Below are 17,735 nucleotides of genomic sequence, written 5' to 3'. Positions count from 1 at the left end.
TCAGCGGGTTTCCACGGGCGGGGCGTCCCTCTTGCGCGAGAGGCGTCCCGAGAGGGCTGGCAGCAGGCCGTGCGGCAGGAAGAGCACGACCAGGATGAGCACGAGCGCGTACACGGCGTACGACAGCACGCTGGGCGCGTACGACGGCATCCCCGGCAGCGCGGCCAGGCTGTTCAGCCCCTGCACGAGCAGCGTGATCGCGGTCGCCCCCACCACCGCGCCCCAGATCGTGCCCAGCCCGCCGACGACGGCCATGACGATGTACTGGATCGAGATGAGCACGGGGAACGAGCCCGGCGCCACGTACCCGGTGTAGAAGCAGTAGATCCCGCCGGCGAGTCCCGCGAACGCCGCCGACAGCGCGAACACCACCAGCTTGTACCGCCCGACCGGGATCCCCGAGGACGCGGCGGCGGTCTCGCTGGTGGCCAGCGCGCGCAGGGCGCGGCCCGGCCGGGAGTCGATGACGTTGCGCGTCACCAGCATCACCAGCGCCAGCCCCGCCCAGGTCAGATACGCGTACGCGGCCGCGGAGCCCGCCTCGAACGACCCGGCCGCGAACTGCGGGATCGCCTGCAGCCCGATGTCCCCGCCGGTGACCTCCAGCTGTCCGGCCAGCGAGAGCAGGATGAGCTGCATGGCCAGCGTGGCGAAGGCCAGATGGTGCCCGCGAAGGCGCAGCAGCGGCACGCCGATCACCAGCGCCGACCCGGCCGCCGCGACGGGCGCGGCGACCAGTCCGGCCACCGGCGGCACGCCGTGCAGCGACAGCAGCGCGGCGGTGTAGGCGCCGATGGCGTAGAAGGCGCCCTGGCCCAGGGACACCTGCCCGGCGTACCCCATGAGCAGCGACACCCCGACCGTGACCATCGCGGCCAGCCCGAGCAGGATGTACACGGCAAGCGCGCTGTCGTCGAGCACTGCGGGCAGCGCCAGCGTCACGGCCGCGACCAGCAGCCCGGCCACCAGCCGGATCATGTCGGCTCCTGCGAGATGGCCGAGCGCCGGCTCGCCTGTACGATCATCACGACGATCATGAGGCCCAGCGCCACCTCCAGCTGGTGCGACCCGTAGCCGTACCCCGCGGCCATGGTCTCGGCCACGCCCAGCAGCAGCGCGCCGGCCAGCGTGATCACGGGCCGGGTGAGGGCGCCGAAGACGGCCGCGGCGAAGGCGTTCACGATGAGCGTGACGTCGGTGTCGAACGAGATCGGCCGCAGCGGCGTCACCAGCACCCCGGCGATCCCGCCGAGCAGCCCGCCCAGAGCGAACGCCAGCAGCCCCATCAGCCGCGTGTCGATGCCCACGACGCGGGCGGCGTACGGGTTGGACGCGCACGCCGTCAGCGCCTTGCCCAGGTAGGTGCGCCCGAAGAAGAGCGCGAGCAGGGCGAACGCGGCCGCCGTCACGCCGATGACCAGCAGGTGTTGCGTCTGGATCCGCGCGCCCGCCACGGTCACCGAGCCCGCGAGGCCGGGCGCGGAGCGCGGCTGGTCACCCCACAGGACGATCTCGACGGCGTACGCGAGCACGCCCACGCCGAGCGTGACGATCAGCGACGAGAGTGGCGTGGTGTCCCGCTTGCCGATGGCGGCCAGACCCGTCAGCAGGCCGGCCAGCGCCGCGACCAGGACGGCGACCAGTTCGCTCAATCCGTGCGGGACGCCGAGGCCGAGCAGCGCGGACGTGCACAGTCCCGCCACGACCGCGAACGTCCCTTGCGCGAAGTTCACCACACCCGTGACCCGGTGGATGACAACCAGACCGCTGGCGATGAGCGCGATCGCACACCCGACCGCAAGGCCATTGAGGAGGTAGGTGAGGAACGCGCTCATGTGATCGCCCCGCCCAGGTACGCGCCCGCCACGCGCGGGTCCTCGGCCAGCTCCGCGCATTCGCCCTCGGCCACCGAACGCCCGGATTCCAGCACATAGGCCCGCCCGCACAGGTCGAAGGCGAGCCGTGCGTTCTGTTCGATGAGCAGCACGGTGAGGCCCTGCGACCGGTTCAGCTCGGCGAGGTGCCCGGCCAGGTCGGCGGTCACGTTGGGCGCGAGCCCCAGGGACAGCTCGTCCACCACCAGCACCGAAGGCCGCGACATCATGGCCCGCCCGAACGCCACCATCTGCTGCTCGCCCCCGGACAGCACCCCCGCCCGCCGGCCGGCCAGCTCGGCCAGCCGGGGGAGCAGGTCGTAGACGTACGAGGGGTCGCGCTCGCCCGAGCGCCATCCACAGCGCCATGAACCGAGGGCGAGGTTGTCCGCGACCGACAAATCCGGAAAAAGCTGGCGACCCTCCGGGATGAGCGCCAGCCTGCCCTCGATCTCGACCGTGCCCGAGGCGGGCCGCAGGAGGCCCGCGAGGGTGTTGGCCAGCGTCGACTTGCCCGCGCCGTTCGGGCCGAGCAGGGCGACCATCTCGCCCCGCCGCACGGTGAGCGTGACGTGGTCGAGCGCGGTCGCGGTGCCGTACGAGACGACCAGGTCCCTGACGTCGATCATGAGTCTTGTCCGAGATAGGCGGCGAGCACCAGCGGATCGGCCCGCACCTCGGCGGGCGAGCCGTCCGCGATGACCTGCCCCAGGTCGAGCACCACCACGCGGTCGGCCAGCCGGGTCACGAACGCCACGTCGTGCTCGATGAGCAGGATCGTCAGGCCGTCCGCGCGCAGCTCCTCCACCAGCGCGGCGAGCCGCTCGCGCTCCTGGCCGCGCAGCCCGGAGGCGGGCTCGTCGAGCAGCAGCAGCCGGGGCCGCGCGCACAGGGCGCGGGCGAGCTGGAGCGCCCGCTGCTGCCCGATGGGCAGCAGGTCGGCGGGCCGGTCCGCCCAGTCGGCCAGCCCCACCCGCTGGAGAACGGCGTCTGTTTCGGCGGTGGTCTCCCGCTCGTCGCGCCGGTGCCGCGGCAGCCGCAGCGCCGCCGACACGAACCCGGCACCGGTACGGCTGTGCATCCCGACCATGACGTTCTCCCTGACGGTCATGCCGCGGAACACCCTGGCCGCCTGGAACACGATCGACATGCCGAGCCTGGCCCGCCGGTGCGGCGGGAGCCCGTCCACGCGGTGCCCGAGGAAGGAGATCCGGCCGCGGTCGGGTGTGAGATGCCCGGTGATCAGGTTGAACAGCGTGGACTTGCCCGCCCCGTTCGGCCCGATGACGCCGCAGACCTCGCCGTCCGCGACGGCCAGCGAGACGTCGCGGACGGCGTAGACGCCGCCGAAGGAGCGGGCGAGCCCGGTGACCGTCAGCACGCGCTACCCCGCGCCCGCGGTCTTGGTGAGCTGCTCCTTGGCCCAGTCGGTGGGAACGAACTTCCCGTTCTGCACCGTGTTGACCGAGATGAACTCGGGGGAGAGCCCGGAGTGGTCGGTGGGGGAGTAGCGGAAGCGGCCGTTCGGCGTGACCAGGTCCATGCGCTCCAGCGCCTGCTGCACCTTGGCCTTGTCGGTGCCGCCCGCCTTCCTGATCGCCTCGAAGAGCAGCAGGCTCGCGCTGTAGCCGTCCTGCGCGAACTGCGGCGGCGGGTAGCCGTGCTTCTGCTGGTACGGCTCGGCCATCTGCTCGATGACCTGTTTCTGCTTGCCGTCGGGGAGGTACTCGCCGACGACGCCGATGGCGCTCTGCACGGTCATGCCCTCGGCCGCGCCGCCCATCGGCTCCAGCCAGAGCTTGCTGGCCTGCGACGCGGTCAGGAACAGCGGCGTCTTGAGCCCCGAGGCCACGTACTGCTTGGCCGCCGTCACGCCGGGCGCGCCCGAGCCCCAGAACACCAGCGCCTCGGCGGTCGAGTCGCGCACGTGGGTGAAGAGCGGGCTGAAGTCCGAGGTCGTGGTCTCGTACGGCTCGTCCACGGCGATCTTCACGCCGTACCTGGACGCGAGGGCGACCATGGACTTGTGGCCGGAGACCGAGTAGGCGCTCTTGGAGTCCCAGGCCACGGCGACCGTCTTGATGCCCTTGGCCTGGATGTACTGCAGGTAGCGCTCGGCGTACATGCTGGACAGGGCGGGGGTGACGAAGACGTACGACTTGATCGGCTCGACCTGCTCCTGCGCCGGGGCCAGCGACAGGTACGGCATCTTGTCGCGCTGGGCGAGCGGCTCGATCGCGAGCGCCGAGTTGGAGAAGACCGGGCCGATCAGCGCGTCGATCTCGCCCTTGATCTGGTTGTAGGCCACGATGCCCTGGTCGGGAGCGGTCTTGTCGTCGCGCGTGACCAGCTCGACCTTGCGGCCCAGCAGCCCGCCCTGCGCGTTGACCTGCTCGACCGCCAGCTCGACGGCCTTCTTGTCCTCGCTGCCCAGCGGGGTGTAGTTGCCGGTCAGGGAGACGATGAGGCCGACTTTGACCGAGCCTTCGGCGCTTGAGCCGCCACCGCCGCACGCGGCGACGGCTAACGCGAGACAAACCAGGGACGGGAGCAGCCTGCGCATCAGGGACCTCCTGGGATGTGGCCCTGAATGTAGGCAGATAGATTACGGCTGTCAATACTGTGCCCAATTACGGGGAAGGCTTTCCGATGCGGCCTCAGTCGGTGATGCTGACGTTCCTCGGAGATCACGTGTACGGCCGCGGCATCTGCGTGTCCTCGGGCAGCTTCATCGAGGCGTTCGCCAAGGTCGGGATCTCCGAGGAGGCGACACGCTCGACGCTGACCAGGATGGTCCGGCGCGGCCTGCTGCGCCGTCAGCGCTCGGGCCGCCGCATGTACTTCGGCCTCACCCCGACGAGCACGGAGGTGCTCAAGGACGGCGAGCGCCGCATCTGGCACAGCGGCGTCGTCAACGACGCGGACGAGGACCGCTGGACGCTGATCGGCTTCTCACTGCCCGAGTCCTGGCAGCGGCAGCGGCACGAGCTGCGCTCGCGGCTGGTCTGGGCCGGGTTCGGGCCGCTGCAGAACGGCCTGTGGATCGCGCCCGGCGAGGTGGACGCCGCGCGCGTGATCGAGGACCTCGGGGCGAACATGAAGGTCTTCGCCGCCGAGCCCAGACCGCCGACCGACATGCAGGCGCTGGTCAGGGACGCGTACGACCTGGCGGGCCTGGGTGAGCGCTACCGAGAGTTCCTGCGCCGCTGGGACCGGGCCGATCCTGCGCCGGACGCGCCCGACGACCTGGCGCGCTCCCTGACGCTGCTGACCGGCTGGCTCCAGATCATCAGGGCCGACCCGCGGCTGCCGCTGCGTTACCTGCCGCACGACTGGCCGGCGGAGAAGGCGCAGCGGGTCTGCCACGCGCTGCACGAGCGGTTCAGGCCGGAGGCGGCGCGGATCGCGGAGCGGCTCCTCGACGTCGTGCCGGATGTAACTTGGGCAGAACGGTGACAGCGATCGCATTGTGGCCTAACTTGAGGGCTTGAGCGTCAAGGAGTGCCGATGCGGAATCAGGGGATTGGCTCGTGGCCGGCACGCAGGGCTCGTATGACGCCCGAGCGCGTGGCGCTGACGTACCGAGGACGCGACCGCACCTACCGTGAGCTGCGCGAGCGGACGTACCGGCTGGCGTCCGCGCTGGGCGTGGGGCGCGGCGAGCGGGTCGCCTTCCTCGGGGTCAACCAGCCCGCGGTGGTGGAGACGTTCTTCGCGGCGGGGCTGCTGGGGGCGGTGTTCGTCCCGCTGAACGCCCGGCTGGCCAGGCCCGAGCTGCGGTTCATCCTGGAGGACGCGCAGGCCTCCGTCCTCGTGCTGGGCGAGGAGCAGGACGGCGACGGGCTGCCGGGACGTCACGTCGTGGCCGCCGACTACGAGGAGCTGCTCGCATCCGGTTCGCCCGAGCCGATCGACGAGCCGGTGCGTCAGGACGACGTGTGCCTGATCATGTACACGTCCGGGACGACGGGACGGCCCAAGGGCGCCATGCTGACCCACGCCAACCTGACCTGGAACACCTTCAACCTGCTGGTCGACGTGCCGCTCGCGCACGACGAGGTCACGCTGGTCAGCGCGCCGCTGTTCCACATCGCGGCGCTGGCCCAGACGCTGATCCCGACCGTGCTCAAGGGCGGCCGGGTCATCCTGGAGCCCTCCTTCGACGTGGACAGGACGTTCGACCTGATCGAGGGGGAGCGGGTGACGGTGATGTTCGGGGTGCCGTCGATGTTCGGCTTCCTCGCGCGGTCGCCGCGCTGGGCGGGGGCCGACCTGTCGAGCCTGCGGCACCTGCTGTGCGGGGGCGCGCCGGTGCCCGAGCCGCTGATCCGGATATATCAGGATCGGGGGCTGACGTTCCTCCAGGGGTACGGCATGACCGAGACGGCCCCCGGCGCCCTTTTCCTCGGTGCGGAGCACTCGATCACCAAGGCGGGCTCGGCCGGGGTGCCGTGCTTCTTCTCCGACGTCCGGCTGGTCGCGCCGGACGGGTCCGCCGCGGGTCCCGGCGAGCCGGGGGAGGTGTACGTACAGGGCCCCAACGTCATGCCCGGCTACTGGCGGCGCCCGGAGGAGGGCGCGAAGGCGCTGTCGGCGGACGGCTGGTTCCGCTCGGGGGACATCGGCGTCGCCGACGAGGACGGCTACGTGCGGATCTCCGACCGGCTCAAGGATGTGATCATCTCCGGCGGCGAGAACATCTATCCCGCCGAGGTGGAGAGCGTGCTGTACGAGCACGCGGCGGTCGCCGAATGCGCGGTGATCGGCGTGCCGGACGAGAAGTGGGGCGAGGTGGGCAAGGCCCTGGTCGTCGTGCGGGAGGGTTCGAAGGTCGAGGCGGGGGAACTGCTGGCATATCTGGACGGCCGCCTGGCCCGCTTCAAAATCCCGAAATATCTACAGTTCGTACCCGAATTGCCCAAGAACGCGGCAGGCAAGCTGCTCAAAGCCCCTCTCAGAAAGCTCTATGGGTCCGACCGCCACGACCACAGGAGATGATCTTCAATGCGCACCTCGCCGCCGTTCCGCGCGGACCACGTCGGCAGCCTGCTCCGCCCGCCCGCGCTGCTCACCGCCCGCGAGACCCGCACGGGCGACGCGCTGCGCGAGGCCGAGGACGAGGCCATCAGGGAGGTGGTACGCAGGCAGGAGGAGATCGGGCTGCAGAGCGCTTCCGACGGCGAGTTCCGGCGGGCGTCGTGGCACATGGACTTCATCTACCAGCTCGGCGGCATCGGACAGGCCGCCGACGAGCACCTCACCGTCCGCTTCCACAACGAGCAGGGCGACATCGAGTTCACCCCGGCCGCGCTGCGGGTGCACGACCGGATCAGGCTGACCGAGCCCGTTTTCGCCGACGACTTCACGTTTCTGCGTGACACGGTGACCACGACAGTGCCCAAGCTGACCATCCCCTCGCCGAGCATGGTCCACTACCGGGGCGGTCCTGCGGCCATCGACCCCGAGGTCTACCCTGACGTCGAGGAGTTCTGGCGCGACCTCAGCACGGCCTACGCCGAGCAGGTGCGCAGGATCGGTGCGCTCGGGTGCACGTACCTGCAGTTCGACGACACGAGCCTGGCGTACCTGAACGACCCGGCCCAGCGGGCGGAGCTGGCCTCCCGGGGCGACGACGCCGAGCACATGCACCTGCGTTACATCAAGCAGATCAACGCCGCTCTCGCCGCCAAGCCCGCCGGGATGACGATCACCACGCACATGTGCCGCGGGAACTTCCGGTCCTCCTGGGCCGCCTCGGGTGGTTACGACTTCGTGGCGGAGGCGCTGTTCAACGAGCTGAAGGTGGACGGGTTCTTCCTGGAGTACGACGACGAGCGCTCCGGGGGCTTCGAGCCGCTGCGCTTCGTGCCGCCGGGGAAGATGGTGGTGCTGGGGCTGGTCACGACCAAGCGCGGGGAGCTGGAGTCGAAGGACACGCTCAAGCGGCGGATCGACGAGGCGGCCAAGTTCATCGATCTCGACCAGCTCTGCCTGTCGCCGCAGTGCGGCTTCTCCTCCACGGTGGAGGGCAACCAGCTCACGGCCGACCAGCAGTTCGCCAAGCTACGACTGATCGCCGAGACGGCACAGGAGGTGTGGGGATAGCTGCTCGGCCGGCACGGCAGGACAAGAGCCCGGGCCGGCACCTGCCCGGGCTCTTGCGGCTCGTCAGCGGATGACGATCGTGGTGAGCGCCCGCGGCTGGAGCGTCACCGTGCGGCCCGTCACCGGGGACGGGGTGAGCGAGTTGGCGCCGTCCGTGAGGTACGCGGTCGCCCGGCCGCGCACGCCCTGCCACGTGACGGGCGCGGTGCCGGTGTTGAGCACCTCGACGACGCGGGAGCCGTCGGCGTTGCGGAACGCGGAGACCTTCAGCGCCGGATCCGCCGCCTGCGCCTCCAGCCTGACCGCGCCCGGCCGGATGAACCTGCTGTACGCCGCCAGCGCCCACAGCCGCTTGGACACCCGGTACGTCTTCGCCGCGTCGTCGAGCTGCAGCAGCGCCCTGGTGGTGCCGCGTGAGCCGCCCAGCCAGTAGACGTAGCCGCTGACGTTGCCGAGCGTGAGCGCGTCATGCACGGCCTGCGCGATCGTGAAGCCGTCGTAGCCGCTGCCGTCGTCCCAGTTCTCGTTCCAGGTGCTGCCGTTCGGGTTCCACTCCGACATCCAGGTGCGCCTGCTCGTCGGCAGCGGGGCGTCCACGGGGCTGGCGTACGTGTGCCCGGTGTGGGTCTTCACCCAGCGGCGGGCCTCGGGGTCGGCCTCGATCGCGGCCGTGTACGCCTTCGCCTGGTTCCAGCCGAAGGAGTCGCAGCAGACCACGTTCACGCCCTTGGCGACCGGCCCGAGCACCTTGACGAACTGGGCGGCCTGCTCGGGGGTGAAGCGCATCGAGGCGTACGAGGCCGTCCAGTCGGGCTCGTTCGTGAACCCGAGGTCGGTGATCTTGATGCCTTCCTTGGCGTAGAACTTCGTGTACTGCACCAGGTAGTCGGCGTAGGCCTGCTGCCACTCCGGCTTCAGCGTGCCGCCGTTCTTGTCGGTGCCGTTGTCCTTCATGTAGCCGGGCGCGCTCCAGGCGTCGGCGAAGAAACGCTTCACCCCGTACGCCTTGGCCGCCTTGGCCACCCATACCTGGCTGTTGTCGTCGCCGTCCCAGACGTACTTGGGCGGGGCCTCAGGGCCCCCCGGGTCATCGGGCTGGATCGACACCATGTGGTCGTACGGGCTGCCGGTGGGGGACGAGCCGATGCCCAGTCGCAGGATGCTGAGCCCCGCCCCCTTCTCGCGGTCGAACCACAGGTCGAGGACCTCCCGCTGCTGCGACTCCGACAGCGCCTTGAGCAGCTCGTTGCGCCGGAACGCCTGGGAGATGCCGAAGCCGTCGATCTCCTGGTGCCTGACGTGCTCATTCACGGTGATGGCCGGTGGCTGGGACGGGTTCACCGCGGGAATGCCGAGCAGGGCGACCGCGACAACTCCTCTTAACATGACGCCTCCGAAAGTTTTCGGAAATGTATCGATATATTTCATCGATATCGCCGGAACCGTAAGGGGCCGAGAGGTGTCGCGTCAACAGTTCGGCCGGCGTCGCCGTGCGACAGGAGGGAGCGGGCCAGGGCCCCGTGAGCTGCGGGAGCCCTGGCCCGTGGGGTCAGCGGCCGAAGGCGATCGTCCGGCCGGCCTTGACCCGGTCCGCCTTGTACGTCACCTGGTCGATCGAAGTGCCCTTCGAGTCCACCAGGATGATGGTGTCCCCGCGGTTGCCCAGGCGCACGGCCCCGTCCAGCGTCACCCGCAGCGCCGCCCCGCCCTCGACGGTGCCGGTCAGCGCCTTCCGGCCGCCGGCGGCGTCCGACAGGGCCCAGCCCGCGAGGTCGATCGGGCCCGGCGTGAGGTTCAGCAGCGTGACCGTCTCGTGCCCGAGGTCGGCGCCGACCGGGTCGGGGAGTGCCGCCATGATGAGCAGATCCCCGGCCGCGACGAGCGGCGGCTTGACGGGTGCTCCGGGCGTGGCCGGGTCCGGGGCGATGATGAAGTCCTCGGGCCAGACCGTGAGCTGGATCCGCTGGCCGGCCCCCTTGATCACGTCGTGCAGGTTGCCGCGTTCGAGCCTGCCCAGCAGGAACACCTCGTCGTCCCGGTTGACCGGGTCCGCCCGCAGCCACCCGTCGAAGCCGTCGAAGTCCGTGAACCCGGCCGCCAGATACGGCACGATGCGGCGGAACAGCTTCGGCCACATCACCAGGCGTTCCGCGTCGCCCAGGCCACCGATGGCGGCAGGGCCGTTCGGGTCGGCGGTGGAGCGGGACCAGATGCCGATGGCCTTGCGCCGGGCGGCCTGCGACACCTCCGCCAGGTGCGTACGCAGCTCCGCGGGCAGCGTCGCGTAGAACGCCGGATAGACCAGCCCGGCGGCCAGTAGCGTGCCGTTCACGGACCTGTCCACGAGCGCCGGGTCCAGGAACACCGACGACCCGTCGGCCCCCGGATGGTCGCCCGCGTACCCGAACCCGATCAGCCGGCCGTTCGCGTCGATCCCGTTCGTGAGCACGTGACCGCGGACGGAGTCCTGGTCCGCGGAGCGCACCTTGTTCGGCAGGTCGTCCCAGTAACGCACGTTCGTGAAGCCGAGCAGGCGCAGCAGTTCGTCCCGCGCCGCGTTGGCTCCGGCGAGCTCCTGGTGTGTCTCCTCGAAGTGGGTCTCCAGCGCGTCGATGGACTCCAGGCGTATGGAGACACCGCGGGCGTTGATCTTCGCCGGCCGGCCCGAGCGCCGCGGCAGTGCCTCCACCAGCGCGGGCGAGTCGGGCAGGAACTTCACGGTGTCGCCGTCGGGCTCAGGGCCCTGTCGCGGGAGATCCGCGTACCGGATCACGAAATTGCCGCGTAAGAGCGTGTAGGTCATGGATTGCCCCCCATCTTGTGGCGAGCGGAGCGTAACTCGCCTTCTGGGCAGCGTCCATGCGCAATTCAGCAGCGATTTCGTGCCATGAAACGGGGGTCAGCCGAGGCGGGACTGGAGGCCGTCGAGGACCCGCTGGAGGCCGTACTCGAAGTTGTCCTGGTCGGACTCGCGGGCGTCCTGGCCGCGCTGCGCGGCGTAGCGGGCACGCAGGCGCGGGTAGTCCTGGACGGCCCGCTCGGCCGCCGGCCACAGGCGCTCCAACCATTCCTGCTCGGTCTGGCCGCTGCGGGCGATCATGGACAGCATCGCGGCCTCGCCGGTGGACACGCCCAGCACGTACGCGACGACCGTGTTCATCGCCTGGTCGGCCTCCTCGGGCGAGAAGCCGCCGGTCTCGAAGATGCCGAGCAGGTGCTCGGTCTGCCGGAGCATGTTGGGCCCGAGGTAGGCCAGGCCCACCTCGCCGAGCTTGGCGGCGATCCAGGGATGGCGCAGGATCGTGGCGCGCAGGCTGCGGGCGACCTGCTCGATGCCCGCCCGCCACCCGGCGGCGCCGGCCTGCTCCGGCAGGGGCAGCTCGCCGTAGACCTCGTCCACGGCCAGCTCGAACAGCTCGTCCTTGTTGGCGACGTGGCGGTAGAGGGAGGTGGCTCCGGCGTTGAGCCGGCTGCCCAGGCGGCGCATGCTGAGGGCGTCGACGCCTTCCTCGTCGAGCAGCCGGACGGCCTCGGCCACGATCTGGTCTCGGCTCAGCGCAGGCTGCTCCCGCTCGCGGCGCGGTCTTGCCCACACGGAGGGGATGGGCTGTTCGTTCGACGACATGACATCTACCATAGCGCACATCGTACGCAAATGCGCACGCCGAACCAAGGTGTTCCCCTCAGCGCGCGGTCACTTGCGCTGGTGGCCGAAGCGGGCCTGCTTGGGGCCGCGGAGCCGTACCTCCGGATCGGTCATGGCCTGGGCCGGCGCGGTGCGCTCGACGGCCGGCTCGATCGCCGGCTCGGCCCCCTCGGCCTCCGCGATCCTGCGTACGAGCCGCTCCCGCAGCTGCGCCGCCACCTCGGCGTGCGAGGGGAAGCCTGCCAGGTTGACCAGCTCGTGCGGGTCGTTTTCCAGGTCGTACAGCGCCTGCTCGCGATAGACGGGAGCGGCCGGGTCGTCCCACGGGTGGGCGTCCTCGGCCACGGCGTAGTACTTCCACCGGGACGTACGGATTCCGCGCCCCACCTCGGACTCGCTGACCTGGAAGAACACCTCTTCGGGCCACGGCGAGCGGGGATCGCGCACCAGCGGCAGGAGCGAGCGCCCCTGCATCGCGTCGGGGACCGGCAGCCCGGCGGCCTCCAGGAGCGTGGGCGGGAGGTCCAGCGTGCTGACCGGGCGGGAGACGGCGCCGCCGCCGTCGAAGCCGGGGCCGCGCAGGGCCAGGGGCACTCGGAGCGAGGCGTCGTGGCAGGAGCGCTTGTACTCGCCGTTGCGGGTCTTGAAGTGGTTGCCGTGGTCCGAGGTGTACGCCACGATCGTGTCGTCCAGCAGGTCCATGCTGCGCAGCGCGTCGAGCAGCCGCCCCAGCCCCTCGTCCAGGCGCTTGACCTGTCCCAGGTAGCCGCCCATGTGCTGGTGGGCGGTGCCGCCGAGCGCGGCCAGGTCCTGGGGCATCCAGCGGCCCTGGTAGCGCTCCTCGTACCCGTCGGGCGCCGGGTAGTTGTCCACCTCGTTCTGGTGGTGCGGCTCCAGGAAGGACAGGAAGAGGAAGAACGGCTCGTCGTGGTGGTCGGCGACGAACCGGATGGCCGCGTCCACCAGGGCGTCGGAGCGGTAGCCGGGCAGCAGCACGGGGTCGTTCGCCTCGTCGTACACGATCGTGCGGTACGCGTCCGAGGTGTGCTCGAGTGCGTTGGCCGCCAGCCACGACTGGTAGCCGCCGCGCTTGTCCGCGGGCACCGGCTCGCTGCCGCCCAGGTGCCACTTGCCGATGTAGCCGGTGGCGTAGCCGGCCGCGCCGAAATGGTGCGCCAGCGTGCGCTCCTCCGGCGGCAGGACGCGGCCGTTGCGGTGGACGCCCGTCGTGGTCGGGTAGCGGCCCGTCTGCAGGGCGGCGCGGGCGGGCGCGCACACCGGCTGCGGGGTGAGCGCGACCGTGGCCTGCGTGCCGTGCCTGGCCATCCGGTCGAGGTTCGGGGTGAAGGGGCCGACGGTGTCCCACCGCTGCTGGTCGGTGAAGAACACGATGACGTTCGGACGCAAGAAATGACTCCTATTTGAGGCCGGTCAGCGCGATGCCGCGGACGAAATATCGCTGGGTGAGGACGAACAGGACGGCGGTGGGGACGAAGAGGATCACCGAGCCGGCCGCCGTGAGGTGCCACAAGGTGAAGTACTCCTGGTTGAACAGGGTGAGCCCGACCGGGATGGTGCGCATCTCGGGCGTCGAGGTGGCGACCAGCGGCCAGAGGAACTCGTTCCACTGGAAGACGAACGTGCGGCGAGGAACTCCTCCCAGGTGGCCGGCACCTCCACCCCGGCGTCCCTGAGCATGGCCTTGTTGTAGACGAGCGTGTTGCAGGTCAGGTGGAGCTGCACGCCGTACACCTTGCCCTGGTACGAGTTGCGCTCGACGGGACGGGCTGCCAGTCGGCGGGGAAGCCCATCGCCTTGCCGTCGCGGTCGACGTAGTCCTGCAGCGAGCGGGCGTTGCCGGAGACGGCGAACTCCTGCACCCACCCGCCGGGCTCCTCGACCAGGTCGGGCACGGTCCCGGAGGCGAAGTCCGCGAGCAGCCTGGTACGCAGGTCGGGCCACTGGTACTTCTGCAGGTTGACCTTGACCTTGTTGGCCTGCTCGAACTCGGCGATCACCTTCCGGTAGGCCTGGTAGTCGTGGCCGGCGTTCCAGTAGACGGTGAACGTCCCGGGCGCGGCGGCCTGCGGGGCAGGGGCTCCCGCGCAGGACGACAGGACGGGCACGGGCGCGGCGGCGCCGGCGAGGCGGAGCAGGTCACGGCGGGAGAGAGGGGAGGACATCTCGGGTTTTCCCTTCTAACAAGAGCCCCGCCGCAGGAAGGTCCAGGACCGGACGATCTCGCGGGCGGGCGGCGGCTCCTCGGCCTGGAGGCGGTCGAAGAGCAGGCGTACGACGTCGGTGTAGTCGTGCCTGAGCGGGCCGACGGTGCTGAGCTGCGGATTGCTGATGAGACCCTCGTCGATGTTGCCGACGCCGACGATCGCGACGTCGGCGGGCACGCTCAGCCCGGCGTCCCTGGCGGCCCAGATCGCGCTGATGGCGGCCCGGTCGGAGGCCGCGAAGATCGCGTCGGGGCGGTCGGGGGAACGCAGCAGCTCGGCGGCGGTCTGGTAGGCCGCCACGCGGTCGTCCGCGCCCGAGACGATGATCCGCTCGGTCACGCCGTGCCGCTCCAGCGCCGTCGTGTAGCCGAGCAGCCGTCCGGCTGGCTTGTCCCGGTAGAGCTCGTGGCGGTGCGCCAGGAATGCGATGCGCCGCCTGCCCTGGCCCAGCAGGTGCTCGACCGCCTCCGCGCACGCCTCCGCCTCTGGAGTGCGTACGACGTCGCAGCCCTCGAGCCCGCTCTCGTTGCTCAGCACCACCATCGGCAGCCCGGTGGCGGCGAGCCCGGTGAGCAGCTCATGGGTGAGGTGGTCGCCGGTGAGGTTGACCAGCGCGCCGTCGGCGATCCCGCTGCGCAGCACGTCGACGGCGGCCTTCGCGCGGGCCTCGGAGTAGACGGCGAGCGTCACCACCGAGTAGCCGCGCGCGTCGGCCATCTCGTGCAGGTCGGTGGCCAGGCGCTCGTCGCTCGGCACGCCGCCGAGCGAGCTCAGCACCAGGCAGACCCGCTGGGTGCGGCGCTTGCGCAGGCTCCTCGCGGCCTGGTTGGGGGTGTAGCCGAGCTGCCTGGCGGCGTCGAGCACCCGCTGCCTCGTCTCGGCGGCCACGGGGCGGTCCCGGCCGCTGAGCACGTAGGAGACGGTCGCCACCGACACGTTCGCCAGCTCGGCCACTTGTCGCGCTGTTGGTCTCATGTTAGTCGAATAACCTAGTATTTCCTATGGGGTTATAGGAAAATTGGCTGCCTCTGATGTCGGTGGGGAGATCGATAGGTCGATGATCTCCACTCCTTGACTTCCTAACGTGTTAATCGTTTAGCACCGTATTCCTCAGGCATCCGCCAGATCAACCCCGTCTCCTCGAGTTTTCCCCAGGGTGTTCCCGGAGGTAGACGGATGTTGAGATGATCAAGCGATATCAGGGTCTTCGAGGAGCGCGAGGAAGGCCTTCATCCAGGCGGCGGCCACGGTGCCGTCAATCGGGGGCTGAGCCGGGTGGACGACATCGGCTTCACAGTGCCCGATCTGGAGGAGGCCAGTACGTTCCTGGTGGATGTGCTTGGCGGCGAGTGCATGTACTCGCTAGGTCTTTCCGGCACGAGCATCCGAGGTGCCGCGCAACAGCGACATCGGCGTGTGTCACGTGGCCCTTTACGCTTTTGGTGTCGCCGCCGAAGGCGGCGTCTGTGTACCAGATATTCTTGGAGTAGTTCTTGCAGCTGAACGGGATATCGCTGCTCGCCTGATCGCGTCCGTCGCTCGCCCGCCAGCTAGACCTACCCAGCAAGCCCTTCCAGGAGAAGGCCCCAGAGTCGCTTCGTACGGGCGCATGTGAGCCATGCGGTTTCATGTGTCTCGTCTCCGGCCTCCGAGCGGACGACGCGCCGGATGAACATGAGCCCACCGGCCTGGCAGAGCTCGTAGATCATGGCCATGCACTCACACGTGTGGCCGCGCACCCGTACGCCCTGTGTTCGAGGGGTCGGCGGCCACCAAGCGAGACGCTCGTGTCCATCCCGGAGGGGTGCTGCGTGAAAGCCGTGCCAGCTGTAGTCACCCACGTCGGACTTCACCTCCTGCCGAGGACCGCAGGAGAAACCGTTCGGGACTGCTGGCTGTTCAAACCCCAGCAGCGTCCGCAGGCCATCTCCAGCAGCGGAACCTCCTCTCGCGACACCGGGCCAACGGCATCGGCCCCAGCGCCGTCACTACCGCAGGACAGGTCAGCCCGCACAACTCGTCCGCCCTCATCTCCCGCAACACCCAGCCGGATGCAGAGTGCGGCCACGATGGCGAGCCCTCGCCCGCCTTCGGACAGCTGTCCTTGATGACCTTCGTGTAGGACGGGCTCGTTCGATCCCCCGGCGTCCTTCACCGCGACCCGGGCGGTGGTCCCGAACAACCAGATCCCAACCGTGAAGACACCGCCTGCCGACTTTGTGTGCAAGATCGCGTTGCTGGCCAGCTCCACCACGCACGAGATCGCATCGTCGCGGACAGGGCAGTCTCCCAGCAGCGCGGTGGCGAGCCGACGTACGGTAGGCAACTGCACTCGTTCGCCGGGGAAATCACAGCGCCAAGCCATACCGTTCATAGCCCCACCCTCCTTTTCGTCAGTGGCGCCACTCGCCACCATCCGAACAACGTCCGATGTCACGCTGCGCAACCACCTCGATACTTTCATGCACCATGCAAACTTGCACATGGAAATTCTGAACTTCTCCGAAGTGCATCATGCAGGTGTAGCCTTCGAGACAGCCGATCAAGGGGTGAGCATGAGCGGGAAGCGTGGCGTGACGCTCCGAGCCCAATGGCTCGGCAAGCACCTACGAGAGTTGCGCGAAAGCGCCGGCCTCACGCTGAAGGAGGCCGGCGAATACCTTCAGCGCGACGGCTCCACGGTCAGCCGCTTCGAGGCCGGCCTCTACCCTGCCCGCACCCCTGACGTCATCGCCCTCCTCGACCTGTACGGCGTTACGGCGCTACACGAGCGTGAAGGCATGATCCGCCTGAGTCGCGACGTATGGCAGAACGGCTGGTGGGATGACTACTCGGGCGACGTGTCACTCGGCATCGTGGACTACGCCTGGCTGGAAGCCCGCGCCGAAAAGATCAGTTCCTTCGACGCGTTCGTGATCCCCGGCCTTCTCCAGACGCGGGACTACATGGAAGCCGTCATCCGAGCGGAGGACGCGGACGCGTCGGACGAGCAGGTCAGCCGCTGGATCGAGTTCCGCCGCACCAGGCAGCAAATCCTGGCCGACGACGGGCCCCGCTTCTCCGCGATCCTGGACGAGTACGTTCTACGCCGCTCCATCGGTGGGCCCGAGATCATGCATGGTCAGCTGGGCCAGCTCGCAAAATACGCCTCCACACCCAATGTTGAGATCCGGGTTCTCCCACTCACCGCCGGGGCACATGCCAGCCCCGACGGCGCCTTCCGCATCTTCCAGCTCCCCCAGCCTTATCCGGCCGTTGCGTACGTCCCGACTCCGGCGGGCTCGATCTACGTTGAAGGTGAGGCGGCTAACAGGCTTAAGCTGAAATATGACCGTATTCGCCGAGACTCGCTCAGCGCCAAGGACTCGCTGGAGCTGATCGCGGCGGTCGCGGAGAGCCTCTCTGACACCTAGGGATGGAGCCATTCGATCATGACGAGCCCCGAAATCGCCTGGCATGTCAGTAGCTTCAGTGCCGACGGCGGCGGGAACTGCGTAGAGGCCGGCCCGCTCAATGACGGATCCGGCCGTGTAGCCGTTCGACACAGCAAGCTTCAGGGCGGGATGATCATCTATACCAAGGCCGAGTGGCAGGCTTTCCTGGCCGGAGTACATGCTGGAGAGTTCGACTTTTTCGGCTGATTCCCTCGTGTCCACCCGACTGCTGCAAGACCGTGTACCGGTCGGGCACGTCGGCGACCTTCCTTCTGGCAACACCTCCTGCAGGTCAAACGGCGAATCGGCCACGTAGGCGCCGCGCTCCTGGTCCGAAAATCAGACATTCGCCAGGCAGGCGGCAGCGAACCTCACGTGTTGATTCAGAGCGGAGTGGTGCGGGCCGCGACGTTCAGGTAGTTAGTTCGAGAGTGACGCGGTAGCCGAGGGC

18 protein-coding genes are annotated in these 17,735 nt (G+C 69.4%); 5 read left to right on the top strand and 13 right to left on the bottom strand.

Annotated elements, in window-relative coordinates:
* The 5 genes from ABN273_RS55395 to ABN273_RS55375 are packed head-to-tail and all read right to left on the bottom strand — an operon-like array spanning position 1 to position 4,437.
* Entirely contained in the window at positions 1–978 is a 978-nt protein-coding gene (locus tag ABN273_RS55395) for a branched-chain amino acid ABC transporter permease (RefSeq protein ID WP_349457823.1), read from the bottom strand.
* Positions 975–1,835 carry a branched-chain amino acid ABC transporter permease gene (locus tag ABN273_RS55390; RefSeq protein ID WP_349457822.1) on the bottom strand — a complete coding sequence of 287 codons (861 nt, stop codon included), beginning with the start codon at positions 1,833–1,835 and terminating at the stop codon, positions 975–977. Before ABN273_RS55390 ends, ABN273_RS55395 begins: the two co-directional genes overlap by 4 nt.
* Positions 1,832–2,503 (bottom strand): ABC transporter ATP-binding protein, encoded by a 672-nt coding sequence (locus ABN273_RS55385; RefSeq protein ID WP_349457821.1) that lies wholly within the window; start codon positions 2,501–2,503, stop codon positions 1,832–1,834. The genes ABN273_RS55390 and ABN273_RS55385 overlap by 4 nt, the downstream gene beginning before the upstream one ends.
* Positions 2,500–3,255 carry an ABC transporter ATP-binding protein gene (locus tag ABN273_RS55380; RefSeq protein WP_349457820.1) on the bottom strand — a complete coding sequence of 252 codons (756 nt, stop codon included), beginning with the start codon at positions 3,253–3,255 and terminating at the stop codon, positions 2,500–2,502. The genes ABN273_RS55385 and ABN273_RS55380 overlap by 4 nt, the downstream gene beginning before the upstream one ends.
* Positions 3,256–3,258: 3 nt before the next feature.
* Positions 3,259–4,437 (bottom strand): ABC transporter substrate-binding protein, encoded by a 1,179-nt coding sequence (locus ABN273_RS55375; protein WP_349457819.1) that lies wholly within the window; start codon positions 4,435–4,437, stop codon positions 3,259–3,261.
* Positions 4,438–4,523: 86 nt separating this feature from the next.
* On the opposite strand from ABN273_RS55375, the gene ABN273_RS55370 reads away from it, so the two are divergent.
* From ABN273_RS55370 to ABN273_RS55360, 3 genes are all read left to right on the top strand, one after another.
* Positions 4,524–5,330, top strand: a complete 807-nt coding sequence (locus tag ABN273_RS55370; RefSeq protein ID WP_349457818.1) for a PaaX family transcriptional regulator — start codon at positions 4,524–4,526, stop codon at positions 5,328–5,330.
* Positions 5,331–5,426: 96 nt separating this feature from the next.
* Entirely contained in the window at positions 5,427–6,872 is a 1,446-nt protein-coding gene (locus ABN273_RS55365; RefSeq protein ID WP_349457817.1) for an acyl-CoA synthetase, read from the top strand.
* Positions 6,873–6,878: 6 nt separating this feature from the next.
* Positions 6,879–7,979, top strand: a complete 1,101-nt coding sequence (locus ABN273_RS55360) for a 5-methyltetrahydropteroyltriglutamate--homocysteine S-methyltransferase (protein ID WP_349457816.1) — start codon at positions 6,879–6,881, stop codon at positions 7,977–7,979.
* 63 nt (positions 7,980–8,042) lie between these two features.
* Here ABN273_RS55360 and ABN273_RS55355 read toward each other — a convergent pair whose 3' ends face one another.
* The 8 genes from ABN273_RS55355 to ABN273_RS55320 all read right to left on the bottom strand — a co-directional run bounded on the left by ABN273_RS55355 (position 8,043) and on the right by ABN273_RS55320 (position 16,224).
* Complete coding sequence (locus tag ABN273_RS55355; RefSeq protein ID WP_349457815.1) at positions 8,043–9,365, bottom strand: glycoside hydrolase family 30 protein; 1,323 nt, start codon at positions 9,363–9,365, stop codon at positions 8,043–8,045.
* Between the two features lie 163 nt (positions 9,366–9,528).
* Positions 9,529–10,782 carry a lamin tail domain-containing protein gene (locus ABN273_RS55350; protein WP_349457814.1) on the bottom strand — a complete coding sequence of 418 codons (1,254 nt, stop codon included), beginning with the start codon at positions 10,780–10,782 and terminating at the stop codon, positions 9,529–9,531.
* A gap of 96 nt (positions 10,783–10,878) precedes the next feature.
* Positions 10,879–11,604 carry a TetR/AcrR family transcriptional regulator gene (locus tag ABN273_RS55345; RefSeq protein ID WP_349457813.1) on the bottom strand — a complete coding sequence of 242 codons (726 nt, stop codon included), beginning with the start codon at positions 11,602–11,604 and terminating at the stop codon, positions 10,879–10,881.
* A 69-nt stretch (positions 11,605–11,673) separates the two neighbouring features.
* Positions 11,674–13,032 carry a sulfatase family protein gene (locus ABN273_RS55340; RefSeq protein WP_349457812.1) on the bottom strand — a complete coding sequence of 453 codons (1,359 nt, stop codon included), beginning with the start codon at positions 13,030–13,032 and terminating at the stop codon, positions 11,674–11,676.
* Between the two features lie 10 nt (positions 13,033–13,042).
* Positions 13,043–13,207 carry a hypothetical protein gene (locus tag ABN273_RS55335; protein WP_349457810.1) on the bottom strand — a complete coding sequence of 55 codons (165 nt, stop codon included), beginning with the start codon at positions 13,205–13,207 and terminating at the stop codon, positions 13,043–13,045.
* Positions 13,208–13,352: 145 nt separating this feature from the next.
* Positions 13,353–13,808, bottom strand: a complete 456-nt coding sequence (locus tag ABN273_RS55330) for an extracellular solute-binding protein (RefSeq protein ID WP_349457809.1) — start codon at positions 13,806–13,808, stop codon at positions 13,353–13,355.
* 15 nt (positions 13,809–13,823) lie between these two features.
* On the bottom strand, positions 13,824–14,825 hold the full coding sequence (locus ABN273_RS55325) for a LacI family DNA-binding transcriptional regulator (protein WP_349457808.1): 1,002 nt from the start codon (positions 14,823–14,825) through the stop codon (positions 13,824–13,826).
* An 874-nt stretch (positions 14,826–15,699) separates the two neighbouring features.
* A complete protein-coding gene (locus ABN273_RS55320; RefSeq protein ID WP_349457807.1) occupies positions 15,700–16,224 on the bottom strand; it encodes an ATP-binding protein in 525 nt (174 codons plus the stop codon).
* Between the two features lie 22 nt (positions 16,225–16,246).
* Here ABN273_RS55320 and ABN273_RS55315 point away from each other — a divergent pair, with 22 nt between their 5' ends.
* On the top strand, positions 16,247–17,263 hold the full coding sequence (locus ABN273_RS55315; protein WP_349457806.1) for a helix-turn-helix domain-containing protein: 1,017 nt from the start codon (positions 16,247–16,249) through the stop codon (positions 17,261–17,263).
* Positions 17,264–17,281: 18 nt separating this feature from the next.
* Complete coding sequence (locus ABN273_RS55310) at positions 17,282–17,491, top strand: DUF397 domain-containing protein (protein ID WP_349457805.1); 210 nt, start codon at positions 17,282–17,284, stop codon at positions 17,489–17,491.
* The last annotated feature ends 244 nt before the right edge of the window (positions 17,492–17,735 follow it).

It is taken from the genome of Nonomuraea sp. B19D2, assembly GCF_040137845.1.
GTDB lineage: Bacteria > Actinomycetota > Actinomycetes > Streptosporangiales > Streptosporangiaceae > Nonomuraea.
This window is presented reverse-complemented; position numbering and strand designations above follow the sequence as displayed.

Bases quoted from the DNA above. Each gene is read 5' to 3' on its own strand.
- ABN273_RS55350 (WP_349457814.1), bottom strand. From the start codon at position 10,782: ATGACCTACACGCTCTTACGCGGCAATTTCGTGATCCGGTACGCGGAT.
- ABN273_RS55335 (WP_349457810.1), bottom strand. From the start codon at position 13,207: ATGCGCACCATCCCGGTCGGGCTCACCCTGTTCAACCAGGAGTACTTC.
- ABN273_RS55310 (WP_349457805.1), top strand. From the start codon at position 17,282: ATGACGAGCCCCGAAATCGCCTGGCATGTCAGTAGCTTCAGTGCCGAC.
- ABN273_RS55355 (WP_349457815.1), bottom strand. From the start codon at position 9,365: ATGTTAAGAGGAGTTGTCGCGGTCGCCCTGCTCGGCATTCCCGCGGTG.
- ABN273_RS55330 (WP_349457809.1), bottom strand. From the start codon at position 13,808: ATGTCCTCCCCTCTCTCCCGCCGTGACCTGCTCCGCCTCGCCGGCGCC.
- ABN273_RS55370 (WP_349457818.1), top strand. From the start codon at position 4,524: ATGCGGCCTCAGTCGGTGATGCTGACGTTCCTCGGAGATCACGTGTAC.
- ABN273_RS55385 (WP_349457821.1), bottom strand. From the start codon at position 2,503: ATGATCGACGTCAGGGACCTGGTCGTCTCGTACGGCACCGCGACCGCG.
- ABN273_RS55375 (WP_349457819.1), bottom strand. From the start codon at position 4,437: ATGCGCAGGCTGCTCCCGTCCCTGGTTTGTCTCGCGTTAGCCGTCGCC.
- ABN273_RS55360 (WP_349457816.1), top strand. From the start codon at position 6,879: ATGCGCACCTCGCCGCCGTTCCGCGCGGACCACGTCGGCAGCCTGCTC.
- ABN273_RS55395 (WP_349457823.1), bottom strand. From the start codon at position 978: ATGATCCGGCTGGTGGCCGGGCTGCTGGTCGCGGCCGTGACGCTGGCG.
- ABN273_RS55365 (WP_349457817.1), top strand. From the start codon at position 5,427: ATGACGCCCGAGCGCGTGGCGCTGACGTACCGAGGACGCGACCGCACC.
- ABN273_RS55345 (WP_349457813.1), bottom strand. From the start codon at position 11,604: ATGTCGTCGAACGAACAGCCCATCCCCTCCGTGTGGGCAAGACCGCGC.
- ABN273_RS55320 (WP_349457807.1), bottom strand. From the start codon at position 16,224: ATGAACGGTATGGCTTGGCGCTGTGATTTCCCCGGCGAACGAGTGCAG.
- ABN273_RS55390 (WP_349457822.1), bottom strand. From the start codon at position 1,835: ATGAGCGCGTTCCTCACCTACCTCCTCAATGGCCTTGCGGTCGGGTGT.
- ABN273_RS55325 (WP_349457808.1), bottom strand. From the start codon at position 14,825: ATGAGACCAACAGCGCGACAAGTGGCCGAGCTGGCGAACGTGTCGGTG.